The 14639-nt window shown below is 65.0% G+C and carries 14 protein-coding genes; 10 read left to right on the forward strand and 4 right to left on the reverse strand.

Annotated features, from left to right (window positions below; genetic code table 11):
• Positions 1–106 precede the first annotated feature (106 nt).
• Positions 107–1462, reverse strand: a complete 1356-nt coding sequence (locus tag KUV86_RS13015; protein WP_224852129.1) for an MATE family efflux transporter — start codon at positions 1460–1462, stop codon at positions 107–109.
• Positions 1463–1970: 508 nt separating this feature from the next.
• On the opposite strand from KUV86_RS13015, the gene KUV86_RS13020 reads away from it, so the two are divergent.
• The 10 genes from KUV86_RS13020 (at position 1971) to KUV86_RS13065 (ending at position 11289) form a co-directional block, all read left to right on the forward strand.
• Positions 1971–2237 (forward strand): Flp family type IVb pilin, encoded by a 267-nt coding sequence (locus tag KUV86_RS13020; protein ID WP_206940635.1) that lies wholly within the window; start codon positions 1971–1973, stop codon positions 2235–2237.
• A gap of 55 nt (positions 2238–2292) precedes the next feature.
• Positions 2293–3243 carry a Flp pilus assembly protein CpaB gene (gene cpaB, locus KUV86_RS13025; protein ID WP_261397641.1) on the forward strand — a complete coding sequence of 317 codons (951 nt, stop codon included), beginning with the start codon at positions 2293–2295 and terminating at the stop codon, positions 3241–3243.
• Between the two features lie 128 nt (positions 3244–3371).
• Entirely contained in the window at positions 3372–4748 is a 1377-nt protein-coding gene (locus KUV86_RS13030) for a type II and III secretion system protein family protein (RefSeq protein WP_222485112.1), read from the forward strand.
• Between the two features lie 34 nt (positions 4749–4782).
• Positions 4783–6078 (forward strand): CpaF family protein, encoded by a 1296-nt coding sequence (locus tag KUV86_RS13035; RefSeq protein WP_222485113.1) that lies wholly within the window; start codon positions 4783–4785, stop codon positions 6076–6078.
• The gene (locus KUV86_RS13040; protein ID WP_222485114.1) at positions 6075–6956 is read left to right on the forward strand and encodes a type II secretion system F family protein; all 882 of its coding nucleotides are present in this window, start codon (positions 6075–6077) and stop codon (positions 6954–6956) included. The genes KUV86_RS13035 and KUV86_RS13040 overlap by 4 nt, the downstream gene beginning before the upstream one ends.
• 70 nt (positions 6957–7026) lie before the next feature.
• Positions 7027–7905, forward strand: a complete 879-nt coding sequence (locus KUV86_RS13045) for a type II secretion system F family protein (protein ID WP_222485115.1) — start codon at positions 7027–7029, stop codon at positions 7903–7905.
• Between the two features lie 38 nt (positions 7906–7943).
• Positions 7944–8750: a tetratricopeptide repeat protein gene (locus KUV86_RS13050; protein WP_222485116.1), complete on the forward strand. Its 807-nt coding sequence runs from the start codon at positions 7944–7946 to the stop codon at positions 8748–8750.
• Positions 8747–9130, forward strand: coding sequence for a DUF3613 domain-containing protein (locus KUV86_RS13055; protein WP_222485117.1), 384 nt, complete (start codon positions 8747–8749; stop codon positions 9128–9130). The genes KUV86_RS13050 and KUV86_RS13055 overlap by 4 nt, the downstream gene beginning before the upstream one ends.
• 25 nt (positions 9131–9155) lie before the next feature.
• A complete protein-coding gene (locus tag KUV86_RS13060; protein ID WP_222485119.1) occupies positions 9156–10823 on the forward strand; it encodes a pilus assembly protein TadG-related protein in 1668 nt (555 codons plus the stop codon).
• 31 nt (positions 10824–10854) lie between these two features.
• A complete protein-coding gene (locus KUV86_RS13065; RefSeq protein WP_206940611.1) occupies positions 10855–11289 on the forward strand; it encodes a TadE/TadG family type IV pilus assembly protein in 435 nt (144 codons plus the stop codon).
• Positions 11290–11435: 146 nt separating this feature from the next.
• Here KUV86_RS13065 and KUV86_RS13070 read toward each other — a convergent pair whose 3' ends face one another.
• From KUV86_RS13070 to KUV86_RS13080, 3 genes are all read right to left on the reverse strand, one after another.
• Positions 11436–11684: a YfhL family 4Fe-4S dicluster ferredoxin gene (locus tag KUV86_RS13070; protein WP_206940609.1), complete on the reverse strand. Its 249-nt coding sequence runs from the start codon at positions 11682–11684 to the stop codon at positions 11436–11438.
• A gap of 185 nt (positions 11685–11869) precedes the next feature.
• The gene (gene coaD / locus KUV86_RS13075) at positions 11870–12349 is read right to left on the reverse strand and encodes a pantetheine-phosphate adenylyltransferase (protein ID WP_206940607.1); all 480 of its coding nucleotides are present in this window, start codon (positions 12347–12349) and stop codon (positions 11870–11872) included.
• Positions 12349–14256: a beta-ketoacyl synthase gene (locus tag KUV86_RS13080; protein ID WP_222485191.1), complete on the reverse strand. Its 1908-nt coding sequence runs from the start codon at positions 14254–14256 to the stop codon at positions 12349–12351. The genes coaD and KUV86_RS13080 overlap by 1 nt, the downstream gene beginning before the upstream one ends.
• Positions 14257–14639 lie beyond the last annotated feature (383 nt).

Below are 14639 nucleotides of genomic sequence, written 5' to 3' on the forward strand. Positions count from 1 at the left end.
GGTGCCGCAGTCCGCCGCCGGGCGTCAAAGTCACCTTTCAAGCGATGACGTTTGGGCATACACCGGCATCTGAGCTGACAGCAGGGGCATCGACCGGGCGAAGGCCTTAACCCGTGCTGCTCCAGCGCGTGCTGCGATAGCGAAGATAGTAGGCCACAAGGACCCCGGAACGCACTGCGGTAAAAGTCGTAAAGGCTAACCAAAGTCCATGATTTCCCATGCCTTGGGTCAGCCACCACAGGGGCAGATAGGCGGCCAGTGCAATAAAGATCGAGTTGCGCATTTCGGCAATGGCGGTGGCGCCGATGAAGACCCCATCGAGCAGGTAGCTCCATACCGCCACCAAGGGCATCAGGATCACCCAGGGCATGAAATCCGCGGCGCTGGCGCGTACCTCGGGAAGCCCGGTGAGCAGGGCGATCAAGGCGTTACCGCCCAGGGCAAAGGCGAGGCTTGCCAGGGCGGCTGTCGCCAGCGAACACAGGGCAGCCGCTCGCACCGACAGGGCGAAGTCATCGAAGCGCCGGCGGCCAATGGCATGGCCGGTCAGCGCTTCTGCGGCATTGGCGAATCCGTCCAGGCCATAGGAGGTGAGCATGATGAACTGCAGCAGCACCGCATTTGCCGCCAATACCGTATCCCCCTGGGCGGCCCCCTGGGCGGTGAAGAATGCCTGGGCAAACAGCAGCCCCAGCGTGCGCACGAATAGGTTGGCATTGACCGAGAACAGCTCGCGATAGGCGCCCACGGTAAACAGCCGGGCCCGCTCGAAGTGGCCGCCCAAGCGGCCGAGGCGGTGCCGGCACCACCACAGCCCCAGCGCCACCGTGCAGTAGTCCGCGATCACCGTGGCCCAGGCGACGCCGTCACTGGTCATGTCCAGGCCCACCACGAACAGCAGGTCGAGGACGATGTTGACGCCGTTATTGGTCAGCAGCAGTGCCAGCGTCACACGACTGTTCTGCTGCCCCAGGAACCAGCCAAGGATGGCGTAGTTGGCCAGTACCGCAGGGGCCGACAGCAGCCTGATCTCGGCGTAGCTGGCGGCCAGTTCACTGGCTTGCGGGCTGCCATCGAGCAGCCATAGCCCCAGCGCAATCAGCGGGCGCCCCAGCAGGATCAACAGCACGCCGATGGCGCCGGCCAGCAGCAGTGACTGGCCGAGCAGATGACGGACCTGGTCATCTCGACTGCGCCCCATGGCCTGGGAAGTGAGGCCGGTGGTGCCCATGCGCAGAAAGCCGAAACCCCAGTAGAGAAAGCCGAACAGCGTGGCCCCCAGGGTCACACCGGCCAGGTAGCGTGAGTCCGGCAGGTGGCCGACCACGGCAGTATCCACGAGCCCCAGCAGGGGCACGGTGATGTTGGACAGGATGATCGGCCAGGCCAGCGCAGCGATGCGCGGCAGTCGACCAAGGGTGTCGGCTAGGCCGCTGGGGGAAGAGGGTGGAAGACTGGCCACGGTTGCACGTCTGCTCGGCTGATGAAGATTCGGGTGAGGAGCGCAGTGTCCCGGCGCCGACCTCACGGGTCAAGCGGGACGCCTTGGCGGTCATGACGCAATGGCGTCATCCGGATCGTCATGGTGCGATGGATGGCCACGGAATGGCCGCTGGTCCGTTGGTTGCGTCCTTCATAACGGCACAGCGTGTGCAATGTCAGACATATTGAATGCTGGTTCATTGATATCCGAATGAAATGTTTAGTATCAGTCACTACCAAAAAATTACATTCCGTTGCCATCTCTAAGGTGACATAAATACCTCTTCTGGCTACTAATAAGATAATCCTATGAATTAATAAAAAAGGACTAGCAAGAAGGAGTAAGAAGCAGCCAGTAGACATCACGGGTGAGAAGGAACAGCCCCATAAAGACTGGCGATCTTGGTGACCGTGTGACGAACAATGATGAATCGGTAATTAAGATATAACGTATATAAAAATATCGATTTTACGCAGGAGTATCCACAATGAAAAAGTCCCCTCTCTTTTTCGCGAACCCCCTTTGCCCCAAGGCCGTCAAGGTCGCTGCCAGGCAGCCTCAGTGCCCCCAGCGCCGCCGTCAGCGCGGGGCAACCGCTATTGAATACGGCGTTATCGTCGCCTTGATCGCCGCAGCGCTCTTCTTTGTATTTGGTGCAGGAGACGCAGGTGGTGGATCTCTGGCCGATATGATCAGCAGCCTCCTTGATGACGTAAAGACAACTCTCGGCATCACTGGCTCTGCGGGAGACTGAGTCACTTCAGCTGTATCGAACTCCTTTGGGTATTGTCGATGTCGGTGGCTAATCAATGGCGGCTATAAACGAGGCGAGCGGAGTGGGAGTGAAAGGGCTGCGAGTCGCGGCAACGGTGCTCATTCTATTGGCCATTATGCTGGCAGGCTTAGGGTGGTACACGAGCAGTACCGAAGCACCTCCGCTGGGTGCGGGGATTGAGTCGATGCAACCTTCTGCGCCGCCCGAACCCCTGGGCTATCCGGTGCTGGTGGCCGCTCGGGAGCTGAGTGCGGGGGAGCGTCCCTCTGACCTGCCCGATGCGTTGCGGCTGGCCTATTTTCCTACCCCGCTGGATGGCAGCTTTGCTGAGCTGGCCCAGGTGCCGGATGCGCGCCTGGCGCGGCCCCTCGGTGAGGGCGATGTACTGAGGCCGGGCGGATTCGTCGGCGGTGGTGCCCTGGCCGATGTGGTGCCCCCAGGCTTTCGTGCCGTCGGGGTGGGTATCGACGCGGTCATCGGCGGCGGTGGTTTCGTGGCGCCGGGGGACCGGGTCGACGTGTTGTTCTTTGCCGAGACGGATGACGGCAACGGTCAGCGCCATCGGCTGGCACGGCGGTTGTTTTCCGATGTCAGCGTGCTCGGGGTAGGCGAGCGCCTGGTAGGTGGCGACCGCCAGGAAGACAGTGGCTCCGAGCGCACGGCCGTGCTGGCCATGCCGGAAACCCAGACCGCGCGGCTGCTGCTGGCCGAGGCGACGGGTCGGCTGCGACTGGCAGTGGTGGGCAACCAGGAAGCGGCTCTGGGCGAATCCTTCGATGACGGTCTGCGCTTCGCGCTGGGGCAGAGCGTCCTGCCGGTATCGCTGGGCCAGAGCCTGAGCCAGCCCGGCAATAGCGTCAGCTTCGATGAGCTTACCGGTATCGAGCGAGAACCGCCCAGACCGGCGGCGCAGGCGTCACGCGCCCAGGGATACCAGGTGGTGCAACACATCGGAGCCAGCAGTCGAGTGGTCTCACTGCCGTGATCGCGGGCAGCCAGCGGTAGGAAGGCTGGAAACGGGCGGTCAACAGACTGACATCATAATGAGAGGTTCGGCAGCGGTGGCGGCAGTCGCCATGGCTAGCGGAACCCGCGCAGGGAACAGGACCAAGCATGCAGTTAGATGGCAAGATCGCCCGACCGAGGTCGGTGTGCTGGAGAGTGTGTGCCTGCGGGACAGGGCGCGGACTGGCGCTAGGCAAACGCCTGGTAGCCGCGCTGCTGCTGGCAGTAGCGTTGATCCCCGCTGTGGGGCTGGCGCAGTCACCCGAGTCACGGCTGAGCCTCGCCGTCGGTGATCAGCAGTGGTTGGGCCAGCCAGGACGTATCACCCGCACCGCGGTGGGGCGGGGTGACATCATTGACGCCCAGGTGCTGGACCCGCGGTCGCTGCTGGTGACCGCCGTCGGCCCCGGAAGCACCAGCCTCAAGGTATGGGTCGACGGTGCCAGCCAACCCCGGGAAACTCTGATTCAGGTGCGCCCCGCCGGTGGCGAGGGGCTCGAGTCGGAGTACTCTCTGGCCCCCGGCACCTCGCGTCCTAACGTGCGTGGCGTGACGCGCTCCCTCGAACGCCATGATCAGGCGATCTCTCGCTTTGCCAGCGATCCCATCGATGGGACCACCCAGGCCGGGCCGGTGCAGGTCCAGACCGACATCCGCGTGGTAGAGGTCAACCGCAGCCGCATGGCCTCCGCGGGCTTCTTCATCGGGCGCAACCAGGCAGGCTCGACCCGCTTTGCCCTGGGCCGCAGCGATGAGACGCTCGACTTCCTGGCGGGCGGTGCGGTGGCCCCCAATGCGGGTGACGGCGGCTTCTCGATCATTCAGGTCAATACCAGTGGCGTGCTCTCGGCACTCAGCGCCCTGAGCGCCAATGGCTTTGCCTATACCCTGGCAGAGCCCAGCCTGGTCAGCCTGTCTGGCCAGAGCGCCAGCTTTCTTGCCGGTGGCGAATTTCCCTTTCCCGTGCAAAGCGGTGACGACCAGATCAGCGTCGACTTCAAGGAGTTCGGTATCCGTCTGCAGTTGACGCCGACGGTGCTGGACGAGCGTCGCATCATGCTCAAGGTGGCGCCCGAAGTGTCCGAGCTGGACTTTTCCCGCGGGGTGCAGACAGCCGGTATCGCGGTGCCGGCGCTGAACGTGCGCCGCACCGATACCACGGTGCAGCTGGGCAACGGCGAGAGCTTCATCATCAGTGGTCTGGTCAGCCGCAACATCATTCAAAGCGTCGACAAGATCCCTGGGCTTGGTGATATCCCGGTCATCGGCGCGTTCTTCCGCTCGACACGCCTGGATCGTGACGAGAAGGAACTGGTCATGATCGTGACGCCGCACCTGGTCAGGCCGCTGGCCGCCGGGGTGGATCTGGGGCCGATGCCTGGCGCCGCGTTCGAGAGCTATGACCCGAACTTCCTGGAACTGATGTTCGATCCACAGGATGCACAAGCCATAGAGCGTGTGTCCGAGGTGGGCTTCAGTCGCTGATCGGTGGTTGTGGGTGGGGTGAGAGGAGAGCGCCATGCCATTTCGTCAAAAGCGTGCCGAGGTCAGTCCGCGGAAGGCGGCGCCGGGGGCAGAGCCTGCCTTGATCAGCGAGCTTCACCAGCTGGTGGTCGAGCGCCTGGAGGATGACGTCAGGGGCATCGCCGATGAGCCCATGCAGCTGCGTCAGCAGGTGCGCGAGCTGGTGACAGAGGCGCTTAGCCTGCGGGGCTACGCCACGCCGACGGACAGTGTCGACGCTGTGGTCGAGGATGTCTGTCGCGAGCTCAATGGCTTCGGGCCCCTGGAGCCATTGCTGGCCGATGACACCATCTCCGACATCCTGATCAATGGTCATCGCCAGGTCTACGTTGAACGCCGTGGCCGGCTGGAGCCGTGTCAGCTCGCCTTCCTCGATGATGATCACATTCTCAGGGTCGTGCGGCGCATGCTGGCGCCCCTTGGCAAGCGTCTGGATGAATCCAGTCCGATGGTGGATGCCCGCCTGGCCGATGGCTCCCGGGTCAACGCCATCATTGCGCCGCTGTCGCTGAACGGGCCCAGCGTCTCGATTCGCAAGTTTCGGCGGGAGGCGCTGACCGGGCAGGACCTGGTGGCCATGGGCAGCGTGCCGGCCAACCTCATGGCCTTTTTGCGCCGAGCGGTGGAAGAGCGCTGCAATCTGTTGGTCAGCGGTGGCACCGGAGCCGGCAAGACGACGCTGCTGAACGTGCTGAGCGCAGCGATTCCACCCCAGCAGAGGGTGGTCACCATCGAGGACAGTGCCGAGCTGCAGCTGGCCAGCCACCACGTGGTGCGGCTGGAAACCCGTGCGCCGAACATCGAAGGAGAAGGCGAGGTCGGCGCCAGTGCACTGGTCAAGAATGCCCTGCGCATGCGCCCCGACAGGATCCTGCTGGGGGAAAGTCGGGGCGACGAAGTGCTGGACATGCTGCAGGCGATGAACACGGGACATCAGGGCTCGATGAGTACCGTTCACGCCAATTCGGCCGCCGATGCCGTGGTACGGCTGGAGATGATGGTGCGCATGTCGCGCTTTCAGGGGACCGATGCGCTGGTGCGTCAAATCATCACCACTGCGCTCGACCTGATCGTGCACGTCGCTCGCGACAGCAGCGGTCAGCGTCGGGTAGCAGAGGTGCTGCGTGTGGTCGGGTTACGCCAGGGCGAGGTGGTCCTGGAGCCGCTCTACCGAGAGGGGCAACCGGTGACTGACCACCTCACGGCGCGGCCAGCAGACCAGGCGTCTGCGGTCTGCTGGCCGCGGCTGCTGGCGGCGCTGGTGGATGGCGCTGAGGAGGCGCACCCATGAATGTCTGGGTGGTCTTTTCGCTGGTGGCGGCATGCCTTGCCACGGCTGCATGGCTACTGATGAAGAGCGCGCGTGCCCACACCGAGCGCGCGGCTGGCGGTCAGCGCACCGCGCGACGCCGCTCGCTGGTTGCCCATGACTCGCTGATGGAATGGCTGGTCGAGCGCCTGACGGCGGCAGGGTTGCCCGCCTCGCCACTGAGTGTCGCTGTGGCCGGTGGCAGTCTGCTGGTGCTGGCGATGTTGCTGCTGTCACGCCTGGGGGCCGTCTGGGGCCCGGCGACCGTGGTGCTGGTGGTGGTGCTGGCCAATGCGCTGATTCGTGTGCGTGCCGCGCGCACCCGGCGCCGTGCACGCCGCCAGCTGGCGCCATTTCTCAGTCAGGTCAGCCGTGGCCTGGTGGCCGGTCAAGGGCTGGAAACCGCCTTCGTGCACGCGACACGGCGGGTGCGTCCTCCACTGTCGGATGCGCTGTCTCGCGTCATGTTGAGGCGTCAGCTCGGTCAGGAACTGGACGAAGGGTTGGCCCGTGAGGGGCAGATACTGCGGCTCGACGAGTTGGGGCTGCTGGCTACCGCCATGCGCATCAACCAACGCCATGGCGGCAGCCTGTCCGACATGCTCGATGCCTTTGCCGCCGCCTTGCACCAGCGCGAGCAAAGCGGTCGTGAGTTGGCGGCCATGACCGGAGAAACCCGCATCAGTGCTCTGGTACTGGGCCTGTCCCCCCTGCTGTTGACGCTGTTTATCCAGCTGACGCAGCCGGCGTTTCTGCTGCCCATGCTGGAGAGCAGCGGAGGTCGCCAGGCCCTGGCGCTGGCCGTGGTCCTGCAGCTGAGCGGGGGATGGTTGCTGTGGCGCATGCTCAAGTCGGTATGACCCCCTCGCTGCAACGAACGTCTGCCGGCGCTGCAACGCGGGTAGGACAGACAAGGAGAACAGGCGGCTGATGTGGAATCTTTGGTGGAGCGGGTCCGTCGTGGCCTTGGCCCTGGCGGCCGCAGCCTTGCTGATCAGTACGCGGCTGCCCGTGGGCGAGGAAGGACAGCGCCGGCGGGAGGAGTCGCGGCTACTGCGGGAAGGGCGCGGTCTATGGCGCAGTCGCGCCAGCCGCCCTGGTCTGGCGGGACGGCTGTCCTTGCGTCTTCGGCAGTCTGGGCATGTGGGGGCCAAGGCTCAGCTGGCGGTGCTGCTGGCGTGGGCCGTGGTCATGGTCGGCGCCGCCATGCTGGGCGGGCTGCTGGCGATCATGGGCGGCAGGCCTGTGGCGGGTATCGTGGTCATGTCTGCCCTGTGGGGGGGCTTCGCAGCGGGGCTGGGGTGGCTCGCGCTGGAGCGCAAGCGTCGTCGTCGAACGCTGCGGCTCGATGAAGATATCGAACTGGTGCTGCAGGTGACGCGGATGCTGTGGGACACCGGCATGACCCTGGAAAGCCTGCTGCATCGACTGATTCAACAGCTGGGTGCGACGACCCCGGATATGGTGCTGGAACTGCGGATCGCCGCCAACCGCATCGACAGCGGCCAGGACCGCGAGAAGGTGCTGGAAGAGCTGGCCGCGGTGCAGGCCAGCGAAGGCGTCGAGCAGTTCTTCCTGATGTTTGCCCAGATCGCCAGAACGGGAGGCCGCGCCAGGGATAGCCTGACCACCCTGGTGGAACGCCTTGGGGCCCAGCGCCGCACACGCCTGCAACAGCGTGTCAGTCAGCTGTCAGGAACCATGTCGCTGGTGATGATGCTGTGTCTGTTCCCCGCCCTGTTGATCGTCATGGCCGGTCCCGCCTTGGTCAACCTGAGTGGACTGATGGGTTCCCTGGGAGGGCCCTGATGCCGAGTCCTTTGCTTCACTACCGGTGGGAGACGCCGATGACATCGAGAGATCGCCACTCCATCCTCGCCGCTTCCGGCCAACCACCAGCTGGCATGCCACGGCACCCCGGAATGGCGGGCGCGTGGTGCGTCCTGGCCGCGCTGCTGGGAGTCTCGCTGCTGAGTGGATGTACCAGCGCGTCTTCACAGACCATGCCCATGACGGCGTTCGCGCCGGCCGTCGAGGTGGTGGGCGACGCCCAGCAGCAGAGCAGCGGGCCCTGTGGACGCCGCTATGCTGCCGATATCGGTGTCGAGCTGTCGTTGATCGAGCGCATGCTGGACGACGGCAAGCCGCGCTCCGCCGCCGCTCACCTGGAGGCAGGTGACTATGGGCTGCCCCTTGCCTGGCGTCTTGAAGGCGATGCACGACGCGCCATCGGCGATGTCGAGGGCAGTAACCGCGCCTACGAGGCCCTGCTGGGCACCTGCCTGGTGGCAGATGGCTATCGCGGGCTGGCACGCAATGCCTTTCGCGCTGGCCGTCACGACCAGGCCATGACCCTGATGCGGCAGGCCCGGGAGTCCCGGCCGATCGATCCACGCATCCGCAATGATCTCGGCTACCTGCTGTTGCTGGCAGGCGAATCGCAGCAGGCGGCGGAGGAATTTCGCACCGCGCTGGAGCTCGACCCCAGCCACCAGCAGGCGGCCGCCAACCTGGTGCTGGCCCTGCGGCTGAGCGGGCAAGCCGCTCAGGCCGAACGCACCGCACGACGCCTGGGAGTCGACGCCCGACTGCTGGCGGCGCCGCCGCGTACGATCTCCCCGGCGGCATCTCCCGCTGAGAGGACGGAATCATGATGAGCCGACGCAGGATGCGCTCCTGCAAGGAGCGATGGACCGTGATGTGCAAGGACATTGTCACCCAGCCCAAGACCCTCATCGTGGCGGCGATGGTCTGCCTGCTGCTGAGCCTGGCGCTGATGCTATGGCCGGATCGCGCGGAAGCGCAGCAGAGCGCTAACAGCCATCCCGGCATCGTGCGACTTCCCGCCAGTCGCGACCCCTTCGGCGAACGTACCCGAGGTATGCTGGCCGCACAGCGTGAGGGACGCGTGGCATCGCCCTCCGTCCAGGTGCTGTCGGGCAAGGTCCAGAGCCAGATCTATCAGCGCTATGTGGACAGCTTCGGCCACCCGATTCCAGAGCGCTATATCGAGACCGGCTTTGGCGAGGATTGAGGCTGACACACCGCGACGGCGACCGATGACATCGGCTGGCAGGCTGCAGCGACAGCGAGGCGCCATCGGCGTGATGACCGCCTTCCTGCTGGTCTGGCTGGTCGCCCTGGTGACCCTGGCCCTGGATGCCGGGCGCCTGTATCTGGAGCAGCGTCGCCTGCAGCAGGCGGCGGACCTGGCGGCAGTATCCGCGGCGGCAAGTTGCCAGGCGCTGTTTCAGGGGGATGCCTGTGGCCATGCCAGCCTGCGCCTGTGGGCCATCGATGCCGTGCAGGAAAATGGCATCGATGTGGACGCGGGGGACGCCACCCTGACCCTGACCCAGGGCGCGGTTGACGACGGTGGCAGGTTCCTCACGGAGTCAGGGCTCGCCAACAGCGTCGAGGTCAGACTTCAGCGCGAGGTGCCCAGCAGCCTGCTGGCCAACCTGGGTGAGCTGATCGGCGGCGAGGTGGACGACAACACCCGGCTGACCGCTACCGGGGTGGCAAGGCGCGCCTCGATGGTAACGCTGAGCGCCGGGACCAGCCTGCTTGAGGTCGATACCAGCGAATCGGCAGTACTGGCGCTGCTGCTCGATCGGCTGGTCGGTGCTCGGCTCGACCTGACGGTGCTGGGGGCGTATGACGGCGTTGGGCTCGAGCTCAGCCTGGGCGAACTGCTAGGGGTCGAGTCGCTGGACGTGGACCTTGAAGAGCAACTCGCCCAATCGCTGGATCTCGAGGCACTGGGCCAGCGTATCCGTGAGGCACTGGACTCAGTAAGCGCCAATCCGGTGCGTCCGGGGGCGCCTGGCGAGCGCTTCACCATGGCCGAGCTGCTGGCGATCGACCCACAGGGAGAGGTCGCGGTGCGCGATATTCTCACCGCTCGAGTGCCGGTTCGCGAGCTGCTGGAAGGCGCGCTGTTGCTCGACGCCAGCAAGCAGGGCGGAGTCCGTCTCGGGCTGGCAGACCTTTCCTCGATCGCCGTCGGGCTGGGGTTGGCCGACCTGTCGCTGGCACTCGAGGTCATCTCTCCTCCGACCATCGCCGTGGGACCTCCGGGCCCCGCTGGTGCAAGTCTGGCCAGCGACTGTTCATCGTCCTGCTATCGCAGCGTCGCCCGCAATGCGCAGCTCGAGCTGTCGTTGGAGCTTGGGCTTGGGCTGGCCGGACTGCTGAATGTGGAGGTAAGCACCCGGGTGACCGGGGCTGAAGGGCGCGCGGCGGTCGACGCCATGGCGGCGCTGGATGACGGGCTCGAGCTTAGCGTCGTGGCCCAGCGTTCGCTAGTGCAGATCGAGCAGGAGGTCAGGTTGCTGGGGCTTTTCTCCAATGACGAAGGTGCCACCGCGGGCAGCGCCCAGGGCGCCAAGGAGCAGCGACGACTGGTCTGGCCCGACCAGTCCCGGGCGGTCTTTGATGGCCAAGGTGGGGCCCAGGTGACCCAGGTGCTGGACGGACTGGTCACGAGTGTGGTCAACCAGCTGGGCTTGCTTGGTGGGCTGGTATCCACTCTTGGTGTGCCCTCCCTGCTGTCGGCGACGCTGTCTGACGTCAACGCGACCTTGCTGGAGCCGGCGCTCGAGGGCTTGGGCATCGGCGTCAACACCCTGGATGTACGGGTGCTGGCGGTGGATGCAGGGGGCGTTGAGTCGCTGACGGGGTGCGCCACCAGCTGGGCAGGCTGTCAGGACGGCGAGTCGCCCTGATACGACAACCGAATGACTCGGTGGAGGAGCGATGAACAGACACCGCAGGGGAGTGCAGGGCCAGCGAGGGGCGGTGGCCATCGAGTTCGCCGTCGTGCTGCCGATTTTCCTGCTGCTGCTGTACGCCTTGATCAGCTACTCGGTGGCCATGGTGCAGCAGCACCAGTTGACCCAGGTGGCCAGCGAAGCGGCGAGGTCTGCCGCGGTGGTCGCCAGTGCCCCGTGGCTCGCCGAGGAAGACGTCGAGTCTGACGCCGCGCAGCGGGTACTCGACAGTATCAGCGCCATGGGCTGGAGCGCCGAGCAGACTCCAGGATGCGCCGATGGTGCCAGAGTGCGTCTTGAGGGCGACAGCCTGATCGTGTGTCTTGAGCGCCGGCCCGCGATCACGCCGCTCACCCTGCTGGGGATCAGCGTGCCTGACCTACCGGAGGCCCTGAGTGGGCGTGCAGTGGTCAAGCTGTAAACGCCAGGAGCCGCCCTGGGGCGGCTCCTGCTAGCGTGAACGGTCAGCGTGAACGGTCAGCATGAACTTTCAGCATAGACATGCCGGCCTCAGCACGTCAGCGTTAGCACGTTAGCGTCAGTATGGTCGACGATGGCCGGAGGTGATCAGGCCGCCGTGATGATGTGGTACTTCTCCATCAACGTCTCGTGGCTTTCGACACGCTCGGGGTCCAGCGGTATGCAGTCCACCGGACACACCTGCTGACACTGAGGCTCGTCGTAGTGACCGACGCACTCCGTGCACAGGTTGGGGTCGATGACGTAGATCTCCTCGCCGGGAGAAATGGCGCCATTGGGGCATTCCGGTTCGCAGACGTCGCAGTTGATGCACTCGTCGGTGATCATCAGTGACATTGAGGGTCCTCACGCAGAGTCGCGGCCCTGGGGCCGGGGCTTCCGGTCAGGCGCGTCGCACAGCGACGGGGGTTAGCCTGGCGGGCAGCCCGGGGAAACGGCATTGCCGGTCCCGGTGTTCGGGATCAACGGGATCAGTCCTGCAGCGCAAGAGGCATCCGCAGCGTCAAATCCCAGTGTGATGGTCAGGTATTGTAATGGCTACGCAGGGTTTGTGCGACCTTGGGGTGCACGTGCTTGCTGATGTCTCCACCGAGGCGAGAAATCTCTCGTACCAGGGTGGAAGAAATGTAGGAATTCTCGACCTCTGGCGTCAGAAAGACGGTTTCCAGATCAGGCATCTGCGCGCGATTCATGTTGGCGAGCTGAAGCTCGTACTCGAAGTCGGATACCGCCCGCAATCCTCGCAGCAGTACCCGCGCATTCTGGGCTTGCATGAAGTCGGTCATCAGCCCGCTGAAGCCGACAACCTCTACGTTGCCAAGGGGGGCGACCACGTCTCGGGTCAACTCGAGTCGGGTATCCAGGTCCAGCGCGGGCCCTTTGCCGGGGCTCGCCGCGATGGCGACCACGACTTTCTCGAACAGGCGTGACGCCCGTTCGATCAGGTCGTAGTGACCGTTGGTGATCGGATCGAAGGTGCCGGGATAGACGGCCGTCGTCATCACCTTTGCTCCTGTCTCTCGTCGTCGTTGTTGGCAAGCTGGCCAAAGGGGTTGTCCACCGCCAGCGATACCGGCTGGGCGTAGCCCGGGATATGGATGCTGTCGTGCTGCACCTCGAGCTCCGGTCCTTCGAGCACGCCTTCACCGAAACGATAGCGCACGGCGAAGTGCCCCGCATCCGCCTGCTGATGATAGGCACGGGCCTGGGCCCGTGTGGCCTCGCGGCGCTCACGCCAGGCATCCATCGCCTGGGCCCCGTGGCGCTGGGTCAGCAGCCGCTCGGTGGCATTCGGCGAAATCAGCACGCCGGTGGCATTGTTGCCGCCAAAGCCTTTGGCATTGATCAGGCTGGCATCTGCGACGAAGGCTTGGGTCTCACGGAAGAACCGAAGGCGCTCTGCGTGGACATCGTCTGCGACCTTGTCCAGGGTGCAGATCCCCGGCAGCAGGCCATGGGCGAAGCTGCCCAGGGCGCTGGTGAGCTGATCACCGGCGGCGCTGCCCTGGGAATGTCCCAGGAAGGCCTTGATGGCCACCACTGGCCACTCGGTGATGCCGTTGGCCTTGGCCACCGCGTCAAAGACGTGGGACTCGGTGGTGCGGTTCTTCGGTGTCGAGGTACCGTGGGCATGCAGGAAGGAGCGCTCGCGCAGGCTCTTTTCTCCAAGCATGTCGCGGATCAAGGCGCAGGCCTTGCCCAGGGTTACGTAGTTGCCGATACCGGGCGCCGAGATCGAGCGCTTCCAGCCGTCGGCGTTGACGAAGACCTCCGGTGCAGCAGCCAGGATATCCGCGCCTGTTTCCAACGCCAGGGTGTCGTCCATCAGCATCACGAATTGGCTGGACTCGCCCATGGTAAAGCCGCAGTTGCGGGCGAAGGGGCGGCTGGCACGCTGGTAGTCGGCATCGGTCAGCAGCTCCAGGGCGTCCAGGGCCTTCAGGCTATCATCGTCGGCAAGGGCCCCCATGGTGCGGAAGCCCTCGATGATCTCGGGAGTGATGGGCGCATCGGCGGTGCCCACCATGACGATTCTGCGACGGCCGCTGCGGATGTCGTCGATCCCCAGGCGCAGGTTGTACAGAAAGCTGGCGCAGGCCCCCAGCGCCGCGCCCGTGGCGCCGACGCTGCCCAGTACATAGGCGTTGAGGAAGTCGGCAGGCATCTGCCCGTAGCCCAGCGGCATCTGCTTTGAGGTGGCGCGTTTGCCGGACACAAAGCTCTTGAGCAGACCGCCCCAGCCTTCGTCATCCAGCTGGCCGATCGAGTTGCCGGCGTAGACGGCGATCGCATCCGGGTCGAGCCGGTCGCGCAGCGTGTCCCAGTCGAGGCCGCTGTCGCCCAGGCAATCGCTGGCAGCGAACACCGCCATGGAAAGACCGCGGGGGTGGTGCACGCTGCGATACAGCTGGCTGGGATCAAAGCCGCTGGGTAGCTGGCCGGCGGCGCGCACCTGAGCAGGGCGTGTCTCGGGCAGCATGACGTCCATCTGCCCCGCTGGCACGGTAACTTCCAGGTGATGCCGGTCGACCTCACGCACCTGCCAGGTAGGCGGCAGGTCGTCGGGTAGCTGGCGTCGACGCAGGCGGAAGGTGATCGGCGATTCCAGTGCCAGGTTGGCGCGACGATTGGCCGGCAGGCCTTCGTCGTTGAAACGCGGATCTTCGATGCGACGAATCAGGGTATGGCTAAGTACCTGGTCACGGGTTTCGAGCGCCAGTTGGGCGGCATCGAGCTCCTGGCCCTGGGCATTGTGCCAGTGCTGGTCAGCATCGCAGTGGGCCAGGCGCATCATGGCGGCCAGACCGAGCAGGGTGGAGGTCTGCTCGTCGTCGGAAAGGGCGTCGAGCACGGTGCGACGGAAGGCCTGATGGCCCGAGGTACGGCCGGCCGGGTTGACGCCGCCCATGCCCACGATCACCGGTAAGTGTGACAAGCCGGAGTCCTCGTATTGAAGCGGGTGAAAGGCTCGCTCTGGGAGCGCAGAAAACGGCGCTGATGAAGACCCGGGCAGATCAGCACGTCAGTGCTGCCCTTGGTCGAGGTGACGCCAACAGGCCAGAAGCGGGAATCCGTGGATTCGGCGGTCTGGCTTCAGTGCTGCTGGTGTTTATGCCTCGATGCCAAGGTGGCGAGGAGTCGTGCCTCGCGCGATGCTGCCCGTGTCCCAAGCAAAACGCCGTTCGATATTGCCACGGGATAGGATTTCAGGCCAGCGATGTTAGCACCTGGTCGGTCCTTCGTCATGCGCGAGCAGGGCGACAGTGCTGCTGCGACAGCGTGCACCAGGTG

The sequence above is a fragment of the Halomonas sp. DP8Y7-3 genome (genome assembly GCF_019801675.1).
Lineage (GTDB): Bacteria > Pseudomonadota > Gammaproteobacteria > Pseudomonadales > Halomonadaceae > Halomonas > Halomonas litopenaei_A.

Coding starts and splice junctions, on each gene's coding strand:
- KUV86_RS13020 (WP_206940635.1), top strand. CDS start 1,971: ATGAAAAAGTCCCCTCTCTTTTTCGCGAACCCCCTTTGCCCCAAGGCC.
- cpaB (WP_261397641.1), top strand. CDS start 2,293: ATGGCGGCTATAAACGAGGCGAGCGGAGTGGGAGTGAAAGGGCTGCGA.
- KUV86_RS13030 (WP_222485112.1), top strand. CDS start 3,372: ATGCAGTTAGATGGCAAGATCGCCCGACCGAGGTCGGTGTGCTGGAGA.
- KUV86_RS13035 (WP_222485113.1), top strand. CDS start 4,783: ATGCCATTTCGTCAAAAGCGTGCCGAGGTCAGTCCGCGGAAGGCGGCG.
- KUV86_RS13040 (WP_222485114.1), top strand. CDS start 6,075: ATGAATGTCTGGGTGGTCTTTTCGCTGGTGGCGGCATGCCTTGCCACG.
- KUV86_RS13045 (WP_222485115.1), top strand. CDS start 7,027: ATGTGGAATCTTTGGTGGAGCGGGTCCGTCGTGGCCTTGGCCCTGGCG.
- KUV86_RS13050 (WP_222485116.1), top strand. CDS start 7,944: ATGACATCGAGAGATCGCCACTCCATCCTCGCCGCTTCCGGCCAACCA.
- KUV86_RS13055 (WP_222485117.1), top strand. CDS start 8,747: ATGATGAGCCGACGCAGGATGCGCTCCTGCAAGGAGCGATGGACCGTG.
- KUV86_RS13060 (WP_222485119.1), top strand. CDS start 9,156: ATGACATCGGCTGGCAGGCTGCAGCGACAGCGAGGCGCCATCGGCGTG.
- KUV86_RS13065 (WP_206940611.1), top strand. CDS start 10,855: ATGAACAGACACCGCAGGGGAGTGCAGGGCCAGCGAGGGGCGGTGGCC.
- KUV86_RS13070 (WP_206940609.1), bottom strand. CDS start 11,684: ATGTCACTGATGATCACCGACGAGTGCATCAACTGCGACGTCTGCGAA.
- coaD (WP_206940607.1), bottom strand. CDS start 12,349: ATGACGACGGCCGTCTATCCCGGCACCTTCGATCCGATCACCAACGGT.
- KUV86_RS13080 (WP_222485191.1), bottom strand. CDS start 14,256: ATGGGCGGCGTCAACCCGGCCGGCCGTACCTCGGGCCATCAGGCCTTC.